This window comes from Halodesulfovibrio sp. MK-HDV (assembly GCF_009914765.1).
Lineage (GTDB): Bacteria > Desulfobacterota > Desulfovibrionia > Desulfovibrionales > Desulfovibrionaceae > Halodesulfovibrio.
Genome location: NZ_WYDS01000006.1, coordinates 24,584 through 44,219, shown reverse-complemented (window position 1 = coordinate 44,219; position 19,636 = coordinate 24,584). Strand labels below are relative to the sequence as shown.

15 protein-coding genes are annotated in these 19,636 nt (G+C 46.7%); 13 read left to right on the top strand and 2 right to left on the bottom strand.

What is annotated here, in order from left to right:
* Positions 1 to 177: 177 nt before the first annotated feature.
* The gene (locus MKHDV_RS06050) at positions 178 to 738 is read right to left on the bottom strand and encodes a rhodanese-like domain-containing protein (protein WP_160713314.1); all 561 of its coding nucleotides are present in this window, start codon (positions 736 to 738) and stop codon (positions 178 to 180) included.
* A gap of 207 nt (positions 739 to 945) precedes the next feature.
* Between MKHDV_RS06050 and ychF the strand changes: the two genes are divergently transcribed.
* From ychF to MKHDV_RS05985, 13 genes are all read left to right on the top strand, one after another.
* Entirely contained in the window at positions 946 to 2,046 is a 1,101-nt protein-coding gene (gene ychF / locus MKHDV_RS06045) for a redox-regulated ATPase YchF (RefSeq protein WP_160713312.1), read from the top strand.
* A gap of 64 nt (positions 2,047 to 2,110) precedes the next feature.
* Positions 2,111 to 3,001, top strand: coding sequence for a transporter substrate-binding domain-containing protein (locus MKHDV_RS06040; protein WP_160713310.1), 891 nt, complete (start codon positions 2,111 to 2,113; stop codon positions 2,999 to 3,001).
* A complete protein-coding gene (locus MKHDV_RS06035; RefSeq protein ID WP_160713308.1) occupies positions 3,001 to 6,540 on the top strand; it encodes a PAS domain-containing hybrid sensor histidine kinase/response regulator in 3,540 nt (1,179 codons plus the stop codon). The genes MKHDV_RS06040 and MKHDV_RS06035 overlap by 1 nt, the downstream gene beginning before the upstream one ends.
* 557 nt (positions 6,541 to 7,097) lie before the next feature.
* Positions 7,098 to 8,744 (top strand): phosphoglucomutase (alpha-D-glucose-1,6-bisphosphate-dependent), encoded by a 1,647-nt coding sequence (pgm, locus tag MKHDV_RS06030; protein ID WP_160713306.1) that lies wholly within the window; start codon positions 7,098 to 7,100, stop codon positions 8,742 to 8,744.
* 148 nt (positions 8,745 to 8,892) lie between these two features.
* Positions 8,893 to 9,297, top strand: coding sequence for a response regulator (locus MKHDV_RS06025; protein ID WP_160713304.1), 405 nt, complete (start codon positions 8,893 to 8,895; stop codon positions 9,295 to 9,297).
* Between the two features lie 187 nt (positions 9,298 to 9,484).
* The gene (gene gcvH, locus MKHDV_RS06020) at positions 9,485 to 9,868 is read left to right on the top strand and encodes a glycine cleavage system protein GcvH (RefSeq protein WP_160713302.1); all 384 of its coding nucleotides are present in this window, start codon (positions 9,485 to 9,487) and stop codon (positions 9,866 to 9,868) included.
* A gap of 18 nt (positions 9,869 to 9,886) precedes the next feature.
* Positions 9,887 to 11,221, top strand: a complete 1,335-nt coding sequence (gene gcvPA, locus MKHDV_RS06015) for an aminomethyl-transferring glycine dehydrogenase subunit GcvPA (protein ID WP_160713300.1) — start codon at positions 9,887 to 9,889, stop codon at positions 11,219 to 11,221.
* The gene (gene gcvPB, locus MKHDV_RS06010; RefSeq protein ID WP_160713298.1) at positions 11,221 to 12,669 is read left to right on the top strand and encodes an aminomethyl-transferring glycine dehydrogenase subunit GcvPB; all 1,449 of its coding nucleotides are present in this window, start codon (positions 11,221 to 11,223) and stop codon (positions 12,667 to 12,669) included. The genes gcvPA and gcvPB overlap by 1 nt, the downstream gene beginning before the upstream one ends.
* A complete protein-coding gene (locus MKHDV_RS06005) occupies positions 12,659 to 14,020 on the top strand; it encodes an NAD(P)/FAD-dependent oxidoreductase (protein ID WP_160713296.1) in 1,362 nt (453 codons plus the stop codon). The genes gcvPB and MKHDV_RS06005 overlap by 11 nt, the downstream gene beginning before the upstream one ends.
* Before the next feature lie 570 nt (positions 14,021 to 14,590).
* A complete protein-coding gene (locus MKHDV_RS06000) occupies positions 14,591 to 15,127 on the top strand; it encodes a GNAT family N-acetyltransferase (protein WP_160713294.1) in 537 nt (178 codons plus the stop codon).
* An 18-nt stretch (positions 15,128 to 15,145) separates the two neighbouring features.
* Positions 15,146 to 16,438 (top strand): MerR family transcriptional regulator, encoded by a 1,293-nt coding sequence (locus MKHDV_RS05995; RefSeq protein WP_160713292.1) that lies wholly within the window; start codon positions 15,146 to 15,148, stop codon positions 16,436 to 16,438.
* A gap of 336 nt (positions 16,439 to 16,774) precedes the next feature.
* A complete protein-coding gene (locus tag MKHDV_RS05990; RefSeq protein ID WP_160713290.1) occupies positions 16,775 to 17,785 on the top strand; it encodes an OmpA family protein in 1,011 nt (336 codons plus the stop codon).
* Between the two features lie 310 nt (positions 17,786 to 18,095).
* Positions 18,096 to 18,506, top strand: a complete 411-nt coding sequence (locus MKHDV_RS05985; RefSeq protein WP_160713288.1) for a hypothetical protein — start codon at positions 18,096 to 18,098, stop codon at positions 18,504 to 18,506.
* 232 nt (positions 18,507 to 18,738) lie between these two features.
* Here the strand turns inward: MKHDV_RS05985 and MKHDV_RS05980 are convergent, their stop codons facing one another.
* Positions 18,739 to 19,392, bottom strand: a complete 654-nt coding sequence (locus tag MKHDV_RS05980; protein ID WP_160713286.1) for a Vat family streptogramin A O-acetyltransferase — start codon at positions 19,390 to 19,392, stop codon at positions 18,739 to 18,741.
* Between the last annotated feature and the right edge of the window lie 244 nt (positions 19,393 to 19,636).

Below are 19,636 nucleotides of genomic sequence, written 5' to 3'. Positions count from 1 at the left end.
CACAATGGGCAGACATAACACAGAGTAAGAGAGCATATTTGTTAGTAATGCCGGGGAGCCTAGTACTTTTGTGGCGATTCAATGCAAGGATTTCGAGTAGGGTCTAGTACTATCCGCCCTCTTGATGAGCATTTCTCACCAGATCAACAAAAAGGAACTACCTAAAAAGTTATCTCGCTATTTTTTATAAACAGCGCCGCACGCTGCTTTGCTACAGAGCGGAGATTTATTCCACGGCATCAATAAAAGAACACGCGCCATGCCGCAGTTACCGCTGACTCCAGCATAGATCATTGCTGCACCGAAAAATCCGACAAGTGCGACAAATTTTGTGGAAACAGTCAGCACGAGTAACAATGTAATAAGCAACAAAGTACCAACCGCGATTAAAACCTGACGATCCAGCGGAATGCGCTTTACACCATCTTTTACCGGCAGCCCTATACTGTTCCATGCCACTATCCCGCCATCCAGAACGGCAGTATCTATAGATCCAGCCACCGCTTCCGCGGCCTGCTTTGCCCTACCGCCGGAGCGACAAACAAAAACAACTTTTTTGTCTGTACCGATAGTCTCTTTTATGCGCTCCGCAGATACCAAATCGAACGGCATCACAATGGAGTCAGGAATCTCCTGTTCCAAAATTTCTGTAGGGGTTCGCACATCCAGCAACACCGCTTTATCTTCTTGGAGCAACTTCGCTACTGATGTTGCATCCATTTTTTGTACTGTGGTCATATAAAAACTCCTTGTTCGTATAACAAGTTCTATTATTAGGAATAATACCTAATAAGCTACTTTTGTCAACTCACATTCCATGAAGAATTGCCTCAAAAACGCCGTTTAAAATAATGGCTGAAGAGAGAAAGAATTTGTGTTTCGGGCTAAAAAGAATTATAGCCGCGCGGAGCCAAAGAATTAGAAATTATTCTGGAGAAAAAAGTTATGGCACTGAGCATCGGTATCGTTGGGCTTCCCAACGTGGGTAAGTCTACCCTTTTCAACGCCCTCACAAAGGCACAGAACGCAGAGTCTGCGAACTATCCTTTCTGCACAATTGAACCCAACAAAGCGACTGTTCCTGTGCCGGACAAGCGCATTGACATCCTTACAGAAATTGCAAATCCGCAGCGCACACTGCACGCGACTGTAGATTTTATTGATATTGCCGGTCTTGTACGCGGCGCAAGCCAGGGCGAAGGCCTTGGTAACCAGTTCCTTGGTAACATTCGTGAAGCAGCGGCAATTTTGCAGGTTGTCCGTTGTTTTGAAGACGAAAACATCACACACGTTGACGGTACTATTAACCCGATTCGCGACGTTGAGACCATTGAAACTGAATTGCTGCTTGCAGACGTACAGTCTGTAGAAAAACGTCACGACAAATTGGTTCGTTCCACTCGTGGTAACAAAGCAATGATCCCTGTTGTAAACGGTATTAAAGAGCTGCTGGATCACCTTAACGAAGGTAACCCTGCATCTACTTTTGCAAAACGCGACAGCGATGTTTTGGCAGAACAGCTCAACGAGCTTTCCCTGCTTACAGACAAAACGATTATTTACTGCGCAAACGTTGATGAAGACGGCCTTGCAGAAGACAATGAGCATGTGAACACTCTGCGTGAATTCGCAACGAGTCGTAACTGCCAGTTGGTAAAAATCTGCGCCAAGGTTGAAGAAGAGTTGCAGGGTCTGGAAGATGACGAAGCACTGGAACTCCTTGAATCTTACGGCATCAGCGAAAGCGGACTTGTACAGGTAATTCAGACCAGCTTTAACACTCTTGGTCTTATCTGTTACTTCACCGTAGGCGTTAAAGAAGTTCGCGCATGGACTATCGAAGACGGCTTCACCGCACCGCAGTCAGCGGGTGTTATTCATACCGATTTCGAACGCGGATTCATTCGTGCAGAAGTTATCGCATATGATGCTTTTGTAACAAACAAAACCGAAGCAGCCTGTCGCGCCATTGGTGCTCTGCGCTCTGAAGGTAAAGAATATATTGTTAAAGACGGGGATGTTGTTCACTTCCTCTTTAATGTATAGTACAAAGTTTCCAAGCTGATATGGTTACCCTGTGCAAGCAGGGTAACCTGTTTGGGAGGAACTTGTGAACAAACTATACGCAAAAACCATTGCTACAGTTTTCTGTTTTTTATCGATTTTTCTTTTCTACTCAACAAGCTACAGCATATCTCTTACAGAGATCCGCGCCCGCGGAGAGCTACACCATCTAGGCGTTCCCTACGCCCGCTTTGCAAACAACGACGCTGCCGGCCTCGATTGCAGTCTAGTACGTCGTTTTGCTGAATATCTTGGTGTCCGATACAAATTCATCCCCACGACTTGGAGAAACGCCATTCCTGATCTTATAGGAATGCGTCCCACTCCGTCCGGCATTGGTCAGCCTGTCACAACAATCCGTGGTGACATACTCGCGAACGGTCTCAGCATGATTCCGGAACGCACAGAGTATGTACTCTTTTCCAAGCCTACGTTCACCGCGCAGGTATGGTTGCTGGCGAAACCCGACGCTGAAATAGTACCTATTCAACCGACCGGAACCGTGGAAAAAGATATTGAGATGACGATTGAAAAGACTGTGGGAAAAACAGTCTTTGGCATCGAAGACCTTTGTATCGACGTAAAACTTTTTCCAAAGCTACTTGATACGGCACATATGGCTATAAATGTCCCGCTCCAGACGATTCCGCAGCCAGTTTCTTTTTTAAAATCATCATATGACATATTTCTCATGGAATCTCCCAGTGCTTTAATGGCATTAGGGATGTGGCCTTATTCTTTTAAGATAATCGGCCCAGTAGCAAAGCAAAAAAATATGGGTGTTGCTTTTGCTCCGGATTCCTTGGAGCTAAGAGATGAGTTTAACCGCTTTTTCACTGCGTTATGGAAAAGCGGTGAATATCAAAAGCTGGTAAATAGCTATTACCCTAATTCATTCCAGTACTTTAAAAAATTCTTTACGAAGAGTTCACCATAATGAACAAGCCGCTTGAACAACTTTTTTCGGGTAAAAAATCGTTCAATTTAATATTGATGCTCTGTGCCATCATTGTATGTGCATTTTTAGTGCTGGGCATTCTGTTGCACCGTTCCCAATATTCGCTGCAACAGATTAAACAAGAACAATTTATTAATGACTCGCAAAAAGTTTCCAGCGCATTCAAAGGTTATTTTGCTGAACGTAATAGAGATTTACGCACCCTCGCCTCAGCTCAAGCATTTTCCAGCTACTTCCACAACAAAGCACTGGGGATATCGCTCGACTACGGTATGCTTGGCATCATCTCCGACATCAAGCAGGTGCTGCAACGATCCATATTGGAATATAGAGTTCAGGGCGAATATATTTTTTCCGAAGTAGCTTTCACAGATTACAAATACAAAATGCGTATTCGGGCAACCGCAAACCCTAACCCCGGTGAAGCTATTTCCATTACAACGACAACGGAGGATTTTTCCGTTGTTCCAAGTGCCCCGCTCGATCTGCAACAGAATGAAGATCGCCGCGAGCTGCAAGTTGCCATTCCTTATTTCATCATGGGTAAACATGTTGGCGAACTCACGGCAACAATCTCGTCCTCTGCCATTAAAAAATATTTGCTCCTGCTTCAAAATTCTGAAAAATTCAACATCATCCTGCTATACAATAACACTCCGTTTACACGCATCGTCACAACACCAAACCTTACGTATGACGTACAGAAACTCGCGTCAGTTCCAACAAACACCTCGTTTCAACTAAATGAGGCCGCTTATCTTAACGATCTCCCTGTCCCCATGAAAGTCCGGCTTATGCCAGTGCTGAACAGAAAAATTACGGCGGTCTCATTTATTGAAGTCGCCAAGCTCAAGCGCGGACAGTTCTCCGATAGTATTCTTCTCATTTTCTACGTCGTATTTCTCTCGGCTGCTTCCAGTATCGCCGTTGCTGCGCATGTGATCATAAAAAACACCTCGCTTGCAAAAAGCCTCAAGGAAGCAGCAGACAGCAAAAAAGCTACGGCCAAACACTTGAGCAAACTGCAATCAGAGATTGTGGTTCGACGTAATGCAGAAATTCGCGCACTGACAGCACGACAAAAGGCAGAGCAGCTCACGCACGTGGTGCCGAGTGCTGTATTCACCATCACTATGGATAGAAAGATAGACAGCTGGAATAAGCGCGCGGAAGAACTTACAGGCTACAACGCGATAGAAATGGTAGGCCGAACCTGCTCCGCTATTTTTCTGGATACCTGTAAAGACGAATGCGCACTGTATCCGCACTCGCAGCACGCCACATGCGGTAATCAGCACTCTCTACGCCAGAAAAACGGTGAGCTACGCACCATTATCAAAAATACAGAACCCATGCTGGACGGTTTCGGGCAGCTTATCGGCCTGATTGAATGTTTCGAAGACATCACAGACCAGCAGAAAACACTCGCTGCACTTGCTAAGACCGAAGCAAACTACCGCGACATTATCCAGAACGCACAGGACGGAATTTTCCAGAGCACACTTTCAGGCGAAATCCTCAACGCCAATCCTGCATTCCTCAATATTTTTGAATTCTCGTCTGTAGAAGAAATGCGCAGCACGTTCCGCGGTTTTGAAAACCATTTTTATATAAACAAAACGCGACGTGCTGAGTTCGTCAACACCATGCTCAAAAAGCGGTTTGTATCCAACTTTGAATCACAAATACGCACCAACCGCGGACGGCATTTATGGGTAATGGAAAGCGCCCGCCTTCGCACAGCGCCGGACGGCTCCATTCGTTTTGAAGGGTTTGTGCGAGACATCACTCTGCAAAAAGAAGCAGAGCACAACCTCATCGCCGCCAAAGAGGCAGCAGAAGCCGCAAACGTAGCAAAAAACAACTTCCTCGCTAATATCAGCCACGAGCTACGGACGCCTATGAATGCCATCATCGGCATTTCCGAACTCAGCCTCCGGTCCGAACATGATCCCGAGCGAAAGCGCAATATGGAAGTACTCTACAAGGCATCAAGTTCGCTGCTCACACTGCTGAATGATTTGCTCGATTTTTCCGCCATTGAATCCAACGCTCTTTCACTCAAACTCGCGCCGTTTTCCGTAATAGACATGATGCGAAATATCCGCGATCTCATGCGCGGAGAAGCATCAAAAAGAAAACTCGATTTTACTGTAACGACAGATAAAGCGATTCCACCGCTGCTCACCGGCGATAAAGAGCGAGTTAAACAAATTCTCGTCAACCTTATCTGGAACGCACTCAAATTCACCAACAACGGCAACGTTTGTGTGACCTGCACCGCACAACCCATACATAGTGATACAAGTATTGCTTCAAGCCCTCAGAAACCAGGTGCAATGGTACCGACTAACGGAAGTACTCTGCCAAAAGACAGTCAGCCAGCAAGCCGCCACAAACCGCAAGAAAAGATAATGCTCACCTGCGCCGTGTCGGACACAGGTATTGGCATTCCTTCCGCCAATCTTGAAGAAATTTTTGAAAGCTTCGCACAGTTGCAAGCATTCAACGTCGCACCACATGGTGGCGTTGGACTCGGACTTGCCATCTCTCAACGGCTTGCAGTGCGCATGGGCGGCAGCATCACCGTAGAAAGCAATATCAACGAAGGCTCCACATTCACCGTGCAGATTCCGTGTCACATCTCTGCAATAAATGCCGAACTAGCGCACCAGCTCTTTTCTGAATCACAACAAGATGTTGCGCCAATGTCACCTCTCAACGTGCTCGTAGCAGAAGACAACGAGTTTAGTCAGGAAGTTCTGACCCAGATGCTCAAAGAAGACGGGCACACCGTATACCTAGCTGAAAACGGCGAGCAAGTACTCGACATGCTCTCACGCATCACCGTCGATATCATTCTTATGGATGTTCAGATGCCTGTTCTCGACGGCTTAGAGACCATTAGACGCATCCGTGCGGGCAATGTGCCCAACCTCGATATCACCATCCCGATCGTGACCATCAGCGCTCACGATTCTATTACATCAAAAGACAACTTCCACGATGGTGAAGTCACCGAATGGCTGCAAAAACCAATCACTCTTTATGCGCTGCAACGAGTACTGCGTTCTATATTTAGCAACGGTTCAAGCACCCGCAAAGTACACGTTAAAAACAATTGTGCATTGCCAAACATTCCAGATTACTCTACTCCAAGGGTCATAAATTTTGAGACTATTTCTGAAATGGTGAATGGCAGACAGAACATAATTCAGACGGTTCTAAGCACTTACTTAACGTCGTTGCCAGCGTCTCTAGAGCTACTGAAAAATGCATTTGATGAAAACGACGCGAACGAAGTAGCGCGCCTTACCCACACGCTCAAAGCAACTATGGGTTCCGTAGGCGCAATGCCACTTGCGGAAACAGCGCAACAAATAGAACGCCACGCCCGTGATCAGCAGCTCTTCGACGCGCTACCGCTGCTACAACAGTTTGTCACCAAAGCAGAACAGTCGCTTGAAGAAGTTACCGAATACCTTGCTCAGCAGCAGGCTGAACAACGCGTGTCGTAACGCTTTCATCGTTTTGAGATAAGCTAGGTTTTGGGAAAGGTCTCTGCTTTTGGGAGGGTCTCCGACGGCGCTTGTCAGCGGGACTTTAAGAACCTCTTGCAAGAGGTTCTTAAAAATCTCCAGAAACTTTTAGGGGCGAGTTACGCCCGTAAGTTATGACGTTGGTAGCCGCGAGGGGACTACCTTTCTGTAGTTCAAGAAAACTAACAGCATCATCTTTTTCACCCGTTTCAAACTGGTAGTTACCGTTAAGCTCTCCAACAAAATAATAAACGGATATCACACGCTAATAAAAGTTTTAGGAGATTCTTAAGAAGCCCTTTCTCCAAAGCGGTAGCTGTTCTCGAGGCACGAGAGATTACAGATAGCGACAGTGTAACAGGGTTCTTAAGCCGCCGGAGGCTCGTCGAAGACACAAGAGCACTACCAGCTAAAAGAAGCTACCAGCACATCAGTTATCCTTCAGGTGCGGCACTAGCCGTGGTAGAATTCCGCCCAAAGAGAACCTCACCTAGCAGATTTTTGAATACAAAGAACAAAACATAAGGAAGCATATAATGGCGATCAGTCCAAAGGCCGGTAAAAAGGCACTTCCATCCGACTTGGTAAATATACAGAAGCTGATAACAGCGTACTACACTGTTATCCCAAATATTGATGACCCACAGCAGCGTGTTGCTTTCGGCACATCCGGTCATCGTGGTTCAGCTTTTGGCGGCAGTTTCAACGAGCCGCACATCGCTGCGGTTACGCAGGCAATTTGCGAATACCGTAAAATGCAAGGCTACACCGGCCCGTTGTTTATGGGTAAAGACACCCATGCACTTTCAGAACCGGCGCACCAGACAGCACTTGAGGTGCTTGCAGCGAATGGCGTGACTGTGAAGATTGAAAAAGACGACGCGTATGTTCCGACGCCTGTTATCTCCCATGCTATCCTTACGTACAACCGTGACCATGATGATATTGCTGACGGCATCGTTGTCACCCCTTCGCATAACCCACCGCAGGATGGCGGCTTTAAATACAACCCACCTAACGGAGGGCCTGCTGATACGGGCACTACCAAGTGGGTTGAAGACCGCGCTAATGAACTTATCCGTCAGGGCAACGTTGATGTTAAGCGTGTGCTGCGGGCTGATGCTTTAGCTGCCCCGACCACACAACGCTACGATTACCTTACTCCGTATGTTAACGATCTTGAAAATATTATCGACGTAGAAGCAATCAAGAAGGCTGGCGTTCATATTGGCGTAGACCCTCTTGGCGGCGCTGGTGAAGCGTATTGGGAACCGATTGCAAAACGGTACGGGCTGAATATTGAAGTGGTGAACAAGACAATTGATCCTACATTCAGCTTCATGCCTATGGACAGAGACGGCGTAATTCGCATGGACTGTTCTTCACCGTGGGCAATGACGGATATGATCAAATTACAGCCGCATTTTGATATTGCGTGCGGAAACGATCCCGATACTGACAGGCACGGCATTGTATGCAGTAAGGGACTTATGAACCCGAACCACTACCTTGCTGCTTCCATTGAATACTTGTTTACACACCGCCCTCAGTGGAAAAAAGATGCAGTTGTGGGTAAGACGCTGGTTTCCAGCCAGATGATTGATCTGGTGGTTGAATCGCTGGGCAGAAAGGTTGCAGAAGTACCTGTGGGCTTTAAGTGGTTTGTGCCGGGTCTTATTGACGGCAGCTACGGCTTTGGCGGCGAAGAAAGCGCTGGCGCGAGCTTCCTGCGTAAAGACGGTTCCGTGTGGACTACGGACAAAGACGGGATCATCATGAACCTGCTTGCAGCGGAAATTCTGGCTGTAACCGGCAAAGATCCGCAGCAGCATTACGATGCCATGACTGAAAAATTCGGTACTCCAATTTACGAACGCTTGCAGGCTCCAGCTTCACCGGAGCAGAAAGCCGCACTCAAAAAGCTTTCCCCTGATATGGTAAAATCTGACACACTTGCGGGTGAGCCTATCCTTATAAAGCTGACACAGGCACCGGCGAATGGCGCGTCCATCGAAGGCTTGAAAGTCGTGACAAAATCAGGCTGGTTTGCCGCCCGCCCTTCTGGAACTGAAGATATTTATAAAATTTATACAGAAAGTTTTAAGGGCAAGGATCACTTAGCACTCCTACAAAAAGAAGCGCAGAACATGGTTTCTGAAGCATTTAAGGCAGCTGGTGTATAGTCACTTCACTCCATTACCCCCTTTTGGGCGTCTTGCGTTATCGAGCCTGAACTGTAACTATGTCGTTTGCCTCAGGTTATAACCCGCTGGCTCTATGCAAAAAGAGGGTGTGATGGTATAGCGATAGTCCTATATGGAGGTCTCCCAAATGAAGTTTCTAATTGTTGATGACGATTTCGACAGTCGTCGACTCGTGCAAAAAATCCTTCATCCATATGGTTATTCCGACCTAGCTGCAGACGGCGAAGAGGGCGTTGAAGCGTTCCAGCAAGCACTGAAAGCAGGTGAACCATATGATGTTGTTACACTCGATATTATGATGCCGAACGTCGACGGGCAAGAAGCCCTGCGCGAAATCCGTGATCTAGAGAAGGAACATGGGATTCTTCCGGAGCAAGGTGCAAAAGTGATCATGATATCCGGACTCGATGACAGCCAGGAAGTGCACGACGCATTTTTCTTAGGCAATGCAACGAGTTTCATAGTTAAACCAATCAGAAAACGAGCGCTACTCGAAGAAATCCAAAACCTCGGGGTATGTTTGGAGTCCTGATAGAGCGCACAATCCATCAATTTTTGATAAAAAAATGGCCAGATCCTACATTTTATGTGATCTGGCCATTGTTTTTCCTTCAAATTAGACTTATGACCCAAGTATCTGTTAGACGAAATATATTTATGTCATAACGATAAAACAAACCATATCTACACAACAACACAAACCTTTTCAGGAGGACTCCATGGCCTACCCAGATAATCTTCTCTACAGCAAAAGCCACGAGTGGACAAAAATTGAAGGTGACGAAGCTACCATCGGTATTACAAGCTTTGCTCAGGAGCAGCTTGGCGACATCACTTTTGTTGAACTCCCTGAAGTTGGCGATAACCTCGCCATCGGTGACGAGTTGGGTTCCATCGAATCCGTTAAAGCTGCAAGCGAACTTTACATGCCAGCAGGCGGCGAAGTAATTGCTATTAACGAAGAGCTCGAAGATACCCCGGAAAAAGTAAACGAAGCTCCTTTTGAAGGTGGCTGGCTTGTTAAGATTAAGCTTACTGAAGAGCCTAAAGGTCTCCTTTCTGCCACTGAATATGCAGAACTGGTAGCTAACGAAGCACACTAGTCCAAAAAAGGAGACGTTATGCCGTTTACTCCGCATACTGCTGAAGAAACTCAAGCAATGCTTGATGTTATCGGTGTTAGAACCATTGACGACCTCTTTGCAGATATCCCTGCAGAGATGCGTCCTAAAAGCTTTGACCTGCCTCAGGGTCTTAGCGAAATGGAATCCTGTGCCTACTTTGAAAAGCTTGCCGGTAAAAACAATACCGACCTCGTAAGCTTCCTTGGTGCTGGTTTCTATAACCACTATATTCCTAAAGCCATCGACAACCTCGTTGGCCGTGGTGAATTTTACACTGCGTACACTCCGTACCAGCCTGAATCCTCTCAGGGTACTCTTCAGGCTATTTTTGAATTCCAGACTGCTGTCTGTAACCTCCTCGAAATGGACGCTGCAAACGCTTCTGTTTACGATGGTGGAACCGCTATCTTTGAAGCGATCATGATGGCAGTACGCGCAGGACGCAAACGCAAAAAAATCGTTATCGATGAAAGCGTTAACCCGTTCTACCGCGAAATGGTCGACACCTACACCGATAATATTGATATCGATATCGTTGTAGTGCCGCACACCGAAGGCTTATCTAATTTAGAAGCTCTTAAAGCTGCTATTGATTCAGATTGCGCCGCCGTTGTGGTTCAGAACCCTAACTTCTTCGGTAACGTTCAAGACTTTACCGAACTGTTCGAACACGCTCACGCTAACAAAGCTGCGGGTATTATCTCCGTATATCCTGTTATGCAGGCTGTTATGAAAACTCCTGGTGAAATGGGAGCAGACATCGCAGTTGCTGAAGCTCAGAGCCTTGGTCAGCCTCTCTCATTCGGTGGACCATACCTTGGCGTTATGTCCTGTACTAAAAAAATGATCCGCCAGATTCCTGGTCGTATCGTTGGCCGTACAGAAGATATTGACGGCAAAACAGGGTACGTACTTACCTTGCAGGCTCGTGAACAGCATATTCGCCGTGCAAAAGCTACCTCCAACATTTGTTCCAACCAGGCATTGTGTGCGCTGCGCGCTCTTATCCACATGTCCCTGCTCGGACCTGAAGGTCTTATCCGCACCGCTGAATTAAGCATGGAACGCGCTCACTACCTTGCAGACCGCCTCTCTATGATCGAAGGCGTTGAGCTTATTAACGACGCACCGTTCGGTAACGAATTTGCCATCCGCCTGCCTATCAATGCTGAAGAAGCTATTGAAGCACTTATGGACAAAGGTTTTGTTACCGGCTTCCCTGTTGGCCGTTTCTACGAGGGCATGGACGATGTTCTCCTCGTTGCTTGTACTGAGCTGCAATCATTTGAACAGATTGGTGTATTCACCGAACTGTTGGGAGGTATTCTCTAATGAAAACCATTTTTTCCCAATCCGTTCCGGGTCGTACCGCTTGCCTGCCTCCAATGCCGGAAGAACGCGCAGAGCGTTTTCTTCCTAAAGAGCTCATGCGTGCAAAACGTCCTGCACTGCCAGAAGTTAGCGAACTTGATGTTGTACGTCACTTCACCAAATTAAGCACTTTCAACTACGGTGTAGATTCCAACTTCTACCCGCTTGGCTCTTGCACAATGAAATACAATCCGAAATTTACGGAATTCATTGCTGCATTACCAGGTTACACTACCCCGCATCCAGCTCTCGCACAGTTGCCTAAAGGCGCCCAGTATACTCAGGGCTCTTTGCAGACAATGTACGAAGCAGAAGAGATGCTGTGCGAACTTACCGGTATGGAAGCTTTCACCTCCCAGCCTATGGCAGGTGCTAACGGCGAACTTACCGGCGCGCTGCTTATTGCTGCGTACCACAAGCACAAGGGTAACAAAAAAACCAAGATCATTTGTCCGGATGCAGCACACGGCACCAACCCTGCCTCTGCTGTACTTGCAGGATACGAAGTTGTTAACATCGAATCCAAAGACGGCATCGTAGACCCTGAAGCTCTCGAAGCCGTTCTCGATGACAGTGTTGCAGCAGTTATGATGACTTGCCCGAACACTCTTGGTCTTTTTGAAAGTCACCTCCCTGTTATTGTAGAAAAACTGCGTAAAGTTGATGCACTCCTCTACTACGATGGTGCTAACTTTAACGCTATTATGGGTAAAATGCGTATCGGCGACGTTGGTTTTGATGTAGTTCACCTGAACGTGCACAAAACTCTTGCTACCCCGCACGGCGGCGGTGGCCCTGGTGCCGGTCCGGTTGGTGTAAGTGAACGCCTTGTGCCGTTCCTCCCGACACATCGTCCTGCGAAAGCTGCCGATGGCACCTACTACCTTGATACCGATATTCCTGAATCCATCGGGCACATCTCTCCATTCTACGGCAGCTTTGCAGTAATGCTCAAAGCGTTTGCCTACATGGTTCGCCTCGGTGGTGAAGGTCTTACTCAGGCAACAGAACGTGCAGTTCTTAACGCTAACTACATGCGTAAGCGTTTAGAAAACCATCTCCACATTCCTTACAACCGCATCTGCATGCACGAATTCGTTGCATCAGCCAGCAAGTTGCAGGATGAATGTGGCGTGCGTGCACTCGATCTTGCGAAGGGTCTGTTAGAAAAAGGGCACCATGCTCCAACTATCTACTTCCCGCTCATCGTAAAAGAATGCCTCATGTTTGAGCCTACTGAAACAGAAAGCAAAGAAACCCTCGACGGTTTCCTCGACGACCTTATTGACCTCATCGAGACAGCTAAAAAAGATCCTGAAGCTCTTTTCTCTGCACCTCACAATACTCCTGTTCGCCGTCTCGACGAAACTAAGGCAGCACGTGAAATGGTGTTAGTCGATGAAGTATAATATTGTTGTAGTGGGTTCCGGTCCCGGCGGACTTAAAGCAGCCACACGTGCTGCGTCCTCTGGACTGAAAACCGCGCTTGTTGAAAAAGCCGACATTGGTGGAACCTGCCTCAACTGGGGTTGTATTCCTACCAAGATGTTCCTTGGTGCAACGGCTGCCAGCCCGCTCCTGCATACACAAGCAAAAGCGAAAACTGCCACAGGAAGCCTTGGTTTTGATCTGCCGACTCTCGTGCAGAAAAAAGACCGCTTCATTAAAGGCACTCGCAATGCAACAGAAAAGCAACTGGCAAGCCTCGGTGTAGACATACTCAAAGGCACTGCTTCTTTCAGCAACCCGACTACCCTCACCGTTACTAACGATGAAGGTTCAAGCGACGTTGCATTCGATAAGTTGATCATTGCCACAGGTTCCATGCCAACCGCATTTCCGGGGCTGGAACCAGACGGGGATTGTGTCCTCAACTCTTCCCATGTACTTACGCTTACAGAGACTCCAGAGTCTCTCATCATCGTAGGTGCTGGCGCTATCGGGCTCGAAATGGGTGACTTCTTTAGCCGACTCGGCACAAAGATCACCATCGTCGAAGCTCTGCCAGGGCTTGCTCCTACAGAAGATCCAGACGTTGGGGAAACCTTCCGTAAGATCCTCAAGCGTGAGAAATGGGGAATTCGTACCGGTGAAAAAGTGCAGAGCCTCAAAACCGTTGACGGTAAAGCGGTTCTCACATTCGAATCCGGCGAAACACTCACTGCGGACAAAGCACTCATGGCCGCCGGCAGAAAACCTGCATCCGAATCACTCACCCCTGCCGCGGCAGGAATTGATTGTATCGGCGCAGGATGGATTGTCACAGACGACCACTTGCTTGCAGCAGAGAACATTTACGCCATTGGTGACGTAAATGGTCGCACCCTGCTTGCACACGCAGCTGATCATCAGGCTTGCTACGCCGTAGCCCACGCCGCCGGTAGCACTACCGCAGCGTACGACTCCGGCCCAATGCCAGCATGTATCTACGGGCATACTGAAGTTATGCGCGTCGGCCCTAACACTGCTGAACTGCAGAAGGCAGGCCACACCGTGGAAACATCTACCTCAATGCTCGTAGCAAACCCAATCGCGCAGTCCTACGGGTCAACGCAAGGGTTCGTAAAAGCTCTCTGGGTAGATAACAAAGTGCACGGCATCGTAGCAGTAGGCCACGGGGTATCTCACCTCGTCGCCGCAGCAACCATCATTGTTAAACAACAATGGGCTCCAGAAGATGTACACTCCATCATCTGGGCACACCCAACGCTCGATGAAGCGCTGGAAATGGCGCTGCTCGCTCCGCGTAAGCCTGCATAAGCTACTACATACAAAAAAGACCGTCTCGTTGAGGCGGTCTTTTTTTTATGCCTATTCATTTTTCTTTTCTTTTCTTCTTTTTTGTTTTTCTTTTTTGTTGTCTTCGACGAGCCTCCGGCGGCCAGAGAACCCTTTTGTAAAAGGGCTTCTCTGGACTCTCCTAAAACTTTTATTTGCGAGGTTATCACGTTTTTTGCGTAGTCTCGCGGCTTATCATCACTGCCTTTCGTGAAATAAAAAGGGCTGTCCCCATGTATCTGGAACAGCCTTTTCGCTATTTAAGTCGGTGGGGCATAAGCCGCGTGAGAAGGTTTCTTACGGGCTTACCTTGCAAATAAAAAGTCTTTGGAAGGGGGTCTGGGGGAGAACCTTTCTACAGAAAGGTTTCCCCCAGCCGTCGGAGACAAAAAAAGCGTGGCACACTTTCCGCTGGCAAGCGTCGCCGAAGGCACACCATAGCCACCTAAAAAATTCAGCCGTTGACCTGTCTATAGCTTCATACTGTATATGTGTGCTGAATCCATCCCATTGGGCTGAAACATTCATATAATATGTAAAGAGGATACAACGATGAATATCAGTATTAGAAAAACAAGCGCCAGCGACCTTTCGGAAATCATGCGTGTTGAAGAAGAGGCATTCGGATACCCAAAAGAGGCGAATCTGGTACGCGCTCTACTAAATGATCAGACTGCGGAACCGGGATTATCGTTACTGGCTTTTGATGGCGATGAAGCCATTGGGCATATTATGTTCACGGCTGTCAAAATTGGGGGTAATGATATTGTGGCCTCTATTTTAGCACCCCTTGCGGTTGTTCCTAAATCTCAAAAAAAGGGCGTAGGCGGCAAGCTTATTAATGCAGGATTGGATTTATTGCGCGAGGCAGGAGTCAGCATCGTGTTCGTGCTTGGGCACCCTACATATTATCCTAAGTACGGTTTTGCTCCTGTTCATCCTCATGCTATTAATGCTCCATACCCAATTCCAGAAGAGTGTCGCGATGCCTGGATGATGCAGATTCTGGATGATACCGCGCCGGAGACCATTAGCGGAACAGTTGTTGTTTCTGACCAGCTGGGCAAGCCGGAGCACTGGCGAGAATAATTAGACAAGGTGAAGTTCATGTATACAGTCGGCAGGCTTGCCAAAAAGTTTGGCTTATCCAGAAGCACTCTCCTCTATTACGATTCCATAGGATTGCTTTCCCCTATTCATCATACAAAAGGCGCTTATCGCCAGTACTCAGAAGATGATGCAGAAAGATTACGTCGTATCTGTATGTATCGGGAGACAGGTGTAAGCCTCAAAAACATTACTCAGATTCTCGCTTCAGAAACAACATCTGAAACAGCCGCTGTACTCGAAGAGCGGTTGCAAGCGCTGAGTAAAGAAATGGCAATGCTACAGAATCAGCAAAGGATTGTGGCAGATTTACTCCAAAAATCTGCCCTGCCGGCTGCCTCTATAAACACAGACACATGGACAACCATGTTTAAAGATGCAGGCTTAAGCACAGAAGACATGCGCCGCTGGCATGCAGACTTTGAACGTATGAGCCCTGACGAGCATGTTCAATTTTTGAAAGGACTGCATATGCCGGAAAAAGAAATTTCTATGATCCGCTCATGGGCGGGCGCACCACAGTCCATCTTAAAGTTACAGCAAGAGTCAGAAGAATTTATGACAACTTTTTTTCGTTTCTATGAAGGGCTTGATAGAAAAGGGCCGGGCAACTACGCGGAAACGTACCGAGCGCTGCAACTTTGTACCGATAGTCCAAAAGAACCAAATATTTTAGATATTGGTTGCGGCAGCGGAAACAATGCTGTTGACCTTGCAAAAATGTCCGCTGGCACCATTACGGCAATAGACATTTATGAGCCATTTTTGAAAGAAGCACGGGATAACGCGCGTGCTGCCGGTGTGGGCGACCGAATTGTCACGCAGAAAGAAGATATGGCAAAACTGCCATTCAAAGCTGGAGAGTTCGATATTATCTGGTCGGAAGGTGCTTCATACATAATGGGGTTTGACGCTGCACTTGCATATTGGAAGCAATTTATCAACCCGCAGGGATACCTTGTAATAAGTGAAGCAGTATGGTTGCGTGACGATAACCCTGAAGAATTGCAGAGTTTTTGGAAAGAAGCGTACCCTGCAATGCGTAATTCTGAAAAGAACATTAACGCAATAAAAGAAGAGGGTTACACGGTAGTGGGTAATTTCGTCATACCCGAGTCAGACTGGGACATCTTCTACGATGCACTTGAGTTGCATATACAAAATTTACCCCTTGCATTGTCCAACGAGCCATACGCAGAGGACATTTTGGCGCTCATAAACCGAGAAATCCGGCTCTACAGGCGGTTCAGAGGACACTATGGGTACGAATTCTATGTGATACAAACGACCTAATAGCACACGTAGTTCAATGCGCCGCATTCGCGCCCACAAGGCTACCTCTACTACCCATTCTAACGGAGCTGAAAAACAGAAAAAAAACTTACGTAAATCTAACATCCTCCAACCTAGTAATATTTGTAGCCTTATACTGTGCCTACAGGAAAAAATCTGCACGGAATCATCGTTTTTCGTAAGGCTTTAATTTCATTACTCTAATTATTCTTTTGAAAATAAGCACATAGTTTCATAAACATCCTTGTCGCACTCCTCTGGTTGCCATATATTACATCTTGACCACGCATAATTTGACCTAAACCAGAAAAACAATACTAGCCGGAGGGGACCAGTATGACGATTAAGAGAACATTGCTTATCGCGCTTTCTCTTGTGTTGTTTGCTACATCCGTAGTCCAGGCGCAAGAGTACATCCTTCAACCTAAAGTTGCCAGTTTCAACTTCCTTATTGATGACTCTGGCTCCATGATGATGCACGAAGCGCAAACAGGAAAGAAAAAGATCGTCCTTGCAAAGAACATTGTTCTGATGATCAACGAAGCGATGCCGCCGCTACCTTACATGGCAGCAGCTCAGACCTTCACACCTTTCCAACCTATCGTTGGCTACGGACCGCATGATGTTGGTGTAATGGCAAGAGCTGTTAACTCCATCACTACAGACAAAGAAATCCGTGCACGTTGGACCAAAATTGGTGAAGCATTTGATCTGCTTACACCAATGGCAACCAAAATGGCATGTAGTAATGCAGTGATCCTTGTTACTGATGGCGTAAGCAATATGGGTCCAGACCCAGTAGATTCCCTTATGGGCTTCTACAATGCTAACCCACAGACTTGTGTACACTTCATCTCTTTTGCAGACACAGCAGAAGGCAGCGAAACCTTGATGGAAATGTTTAACCTTAATTCTTGTTCAGTAATGGCAGACGGAAAAACTTTGCTTAATGATCCGATTGCATTCAACGAGTTTATGGTTGACGTATTCTACACACCAATCGAAGTTGCTGACGAAGTTATCGTAATTGATAACGTACTCTTCAAGTTTGATTCATCTGCACTCCGCCCTGAAGTTCGTTGCATCTTAGATGAAGCAGCAGCTATGATCTTAGCTAGCGGAAATTGCACAACTGTTATTGGTCACACCGATTCCATCGGTACAGCCAAATACAACATGGGACTGTCACTTCGTCGTGCAATGTCTGTCCGTAACTACCTTATGAAAAAAGGCGTACCGGGCGACTCAATCGAAGTAGTTGGCAAAGGTGAATTCGAACCTGAGTTCACAAACGAAACAGCTGATGGTCGTCGACTTAACCGTCGAGTAAACATCGTGCTTCAATAGTCCATACAACAAGTGCCCGGCAGGAAGCCCCTGTCGGGCATTTCTGATTGTTAAAATTCGCATTGTGCCTTACTAAAACGAACATACGACACATACTAAGCTCATACTTCTCATCTTGCCCTCTTCTTGAAATCTCGCACTCCTATTCTTATTCAGCCATACTTTCTGCTCACAATCAATGGCACTGCACCACATTATCCTAACAAGAGAAATTACAACTGACCATGGCAACACCCTTAGCAGTTAGCCCCTGCAGGTATTTTCGCAGCAGCGACCTCTGGTATTGTCATCCAATCTTCAGGAGATTCTCATGAAAAAGGTTTTGGTTCTGTTCATTATGGCTTGCGCGACTTGCCTGCTCACCACACCTTCTAGTGCTATTACTCAACAGGAACTACAAAATTCTCTGCGCCTACATGCAACAGAACATCTTGACTTGATGTGCAGACAGATGCCTGATTGCGGCGGAAAAGTGAAAACTGAAAAACGCCCAGACGGTACATGGACTCGTTCCTATTGCGAGTTAAAGAAAGACAGTATTAAAGTAGCCGTCCATGAGGTTAAAAACTCAGGAGCTTATGTTGGCACCATCAAATATGTAAAAGTAACGTACGAAGCGATGGGACGCTCAAAGCAAGAGGTTATGCAGCAGCAATTCCGTGTTGCTGAAAAGAACCGCGTTACTAAAATCCGCCAATATAAAAACGGCCACTGGCAATAGTTTGAAACACGCATCCAGGCGCAATCTACACAGAACTAGCCCTCCGCTCATCCGTAACCAGCACCACCGCCTGTTGATGCACTTAACTAAACACCACGATAAGATTTAAAAGAGACCTGACGCATTACACGTCAGGTCTCTTCTTTTATTTTACCTAGTCCCTCATATGACACAAAAAAAGACCTGATGTCGTGAACACAGGTCTTTTCTATTTACAGTCTATTCCAGAAATTTATTGAGCGCTACGTAGTGCTTCTATGTTATTTCCTACAACAGCTTCAAGATTTCGGGTGATTTTTTCTTTTGACCAATCCCACCATGCAATTTTGGTAAGCTCACTAATGGTGGTTTCATCAAAACGATATTTAAGCACTGTTGCTGGATTCCCGCCCACAACTGCGTATGGCGGAACATCTTTTGTTACAACAGCCTTGCTGGCAATAATAGCACCGTTTCCGATGGTAACACCGGGCATGATGGTTGCGTCGTATCCTATCCACACATCATTGCCTATGACAGTGTCTCCCTTAAATGGCAGATCACCGCTTTCGGGCATTACTTTTTCCCAGCCGTTACCAAAAATCTGAAAAGGATATGTCGAGAATCCAGAGACCTTATGGTTTGCCCCATTCATGATAAATGTTGTCGCGCGGGCAATTGCGCAAAATTTACCGATGATTAATTTGTCCCCGATGAAGGGAAAGTGATAGAGAACATTCTTTTCAAAGTTCTCTACACCATCTGGATCATCATAATAGGTGTAGTCACCAACGATAATATTTTCAGATGTGATGAAATTTTTAAGATATCCGACTTGCGGAAATCCTTTCATAGGCTCTTTGTCATTGGGATTTGGACCAAACAAGGTATTTCTCTTTGATAACATGTTGATGTGAAGAAACGATAAATAAAAATACCAATCAGTTACAAACAAAACCTCAGTAACTAAATGCAGCAAGGCTAAACAGCACAGTACCCATAAATAACACCATCAAATATGTCTCAACACACAAGGTAGTGGCGCATAAGCCGCAGCCCAACTCAAGAAACAAGCTGCCATCGCAAATAAAAAGTTTTTGATGGGGGTCTGGGGGAAACTTTTCCTAAAAAGTTTCAGCCCAGCCGCCGGA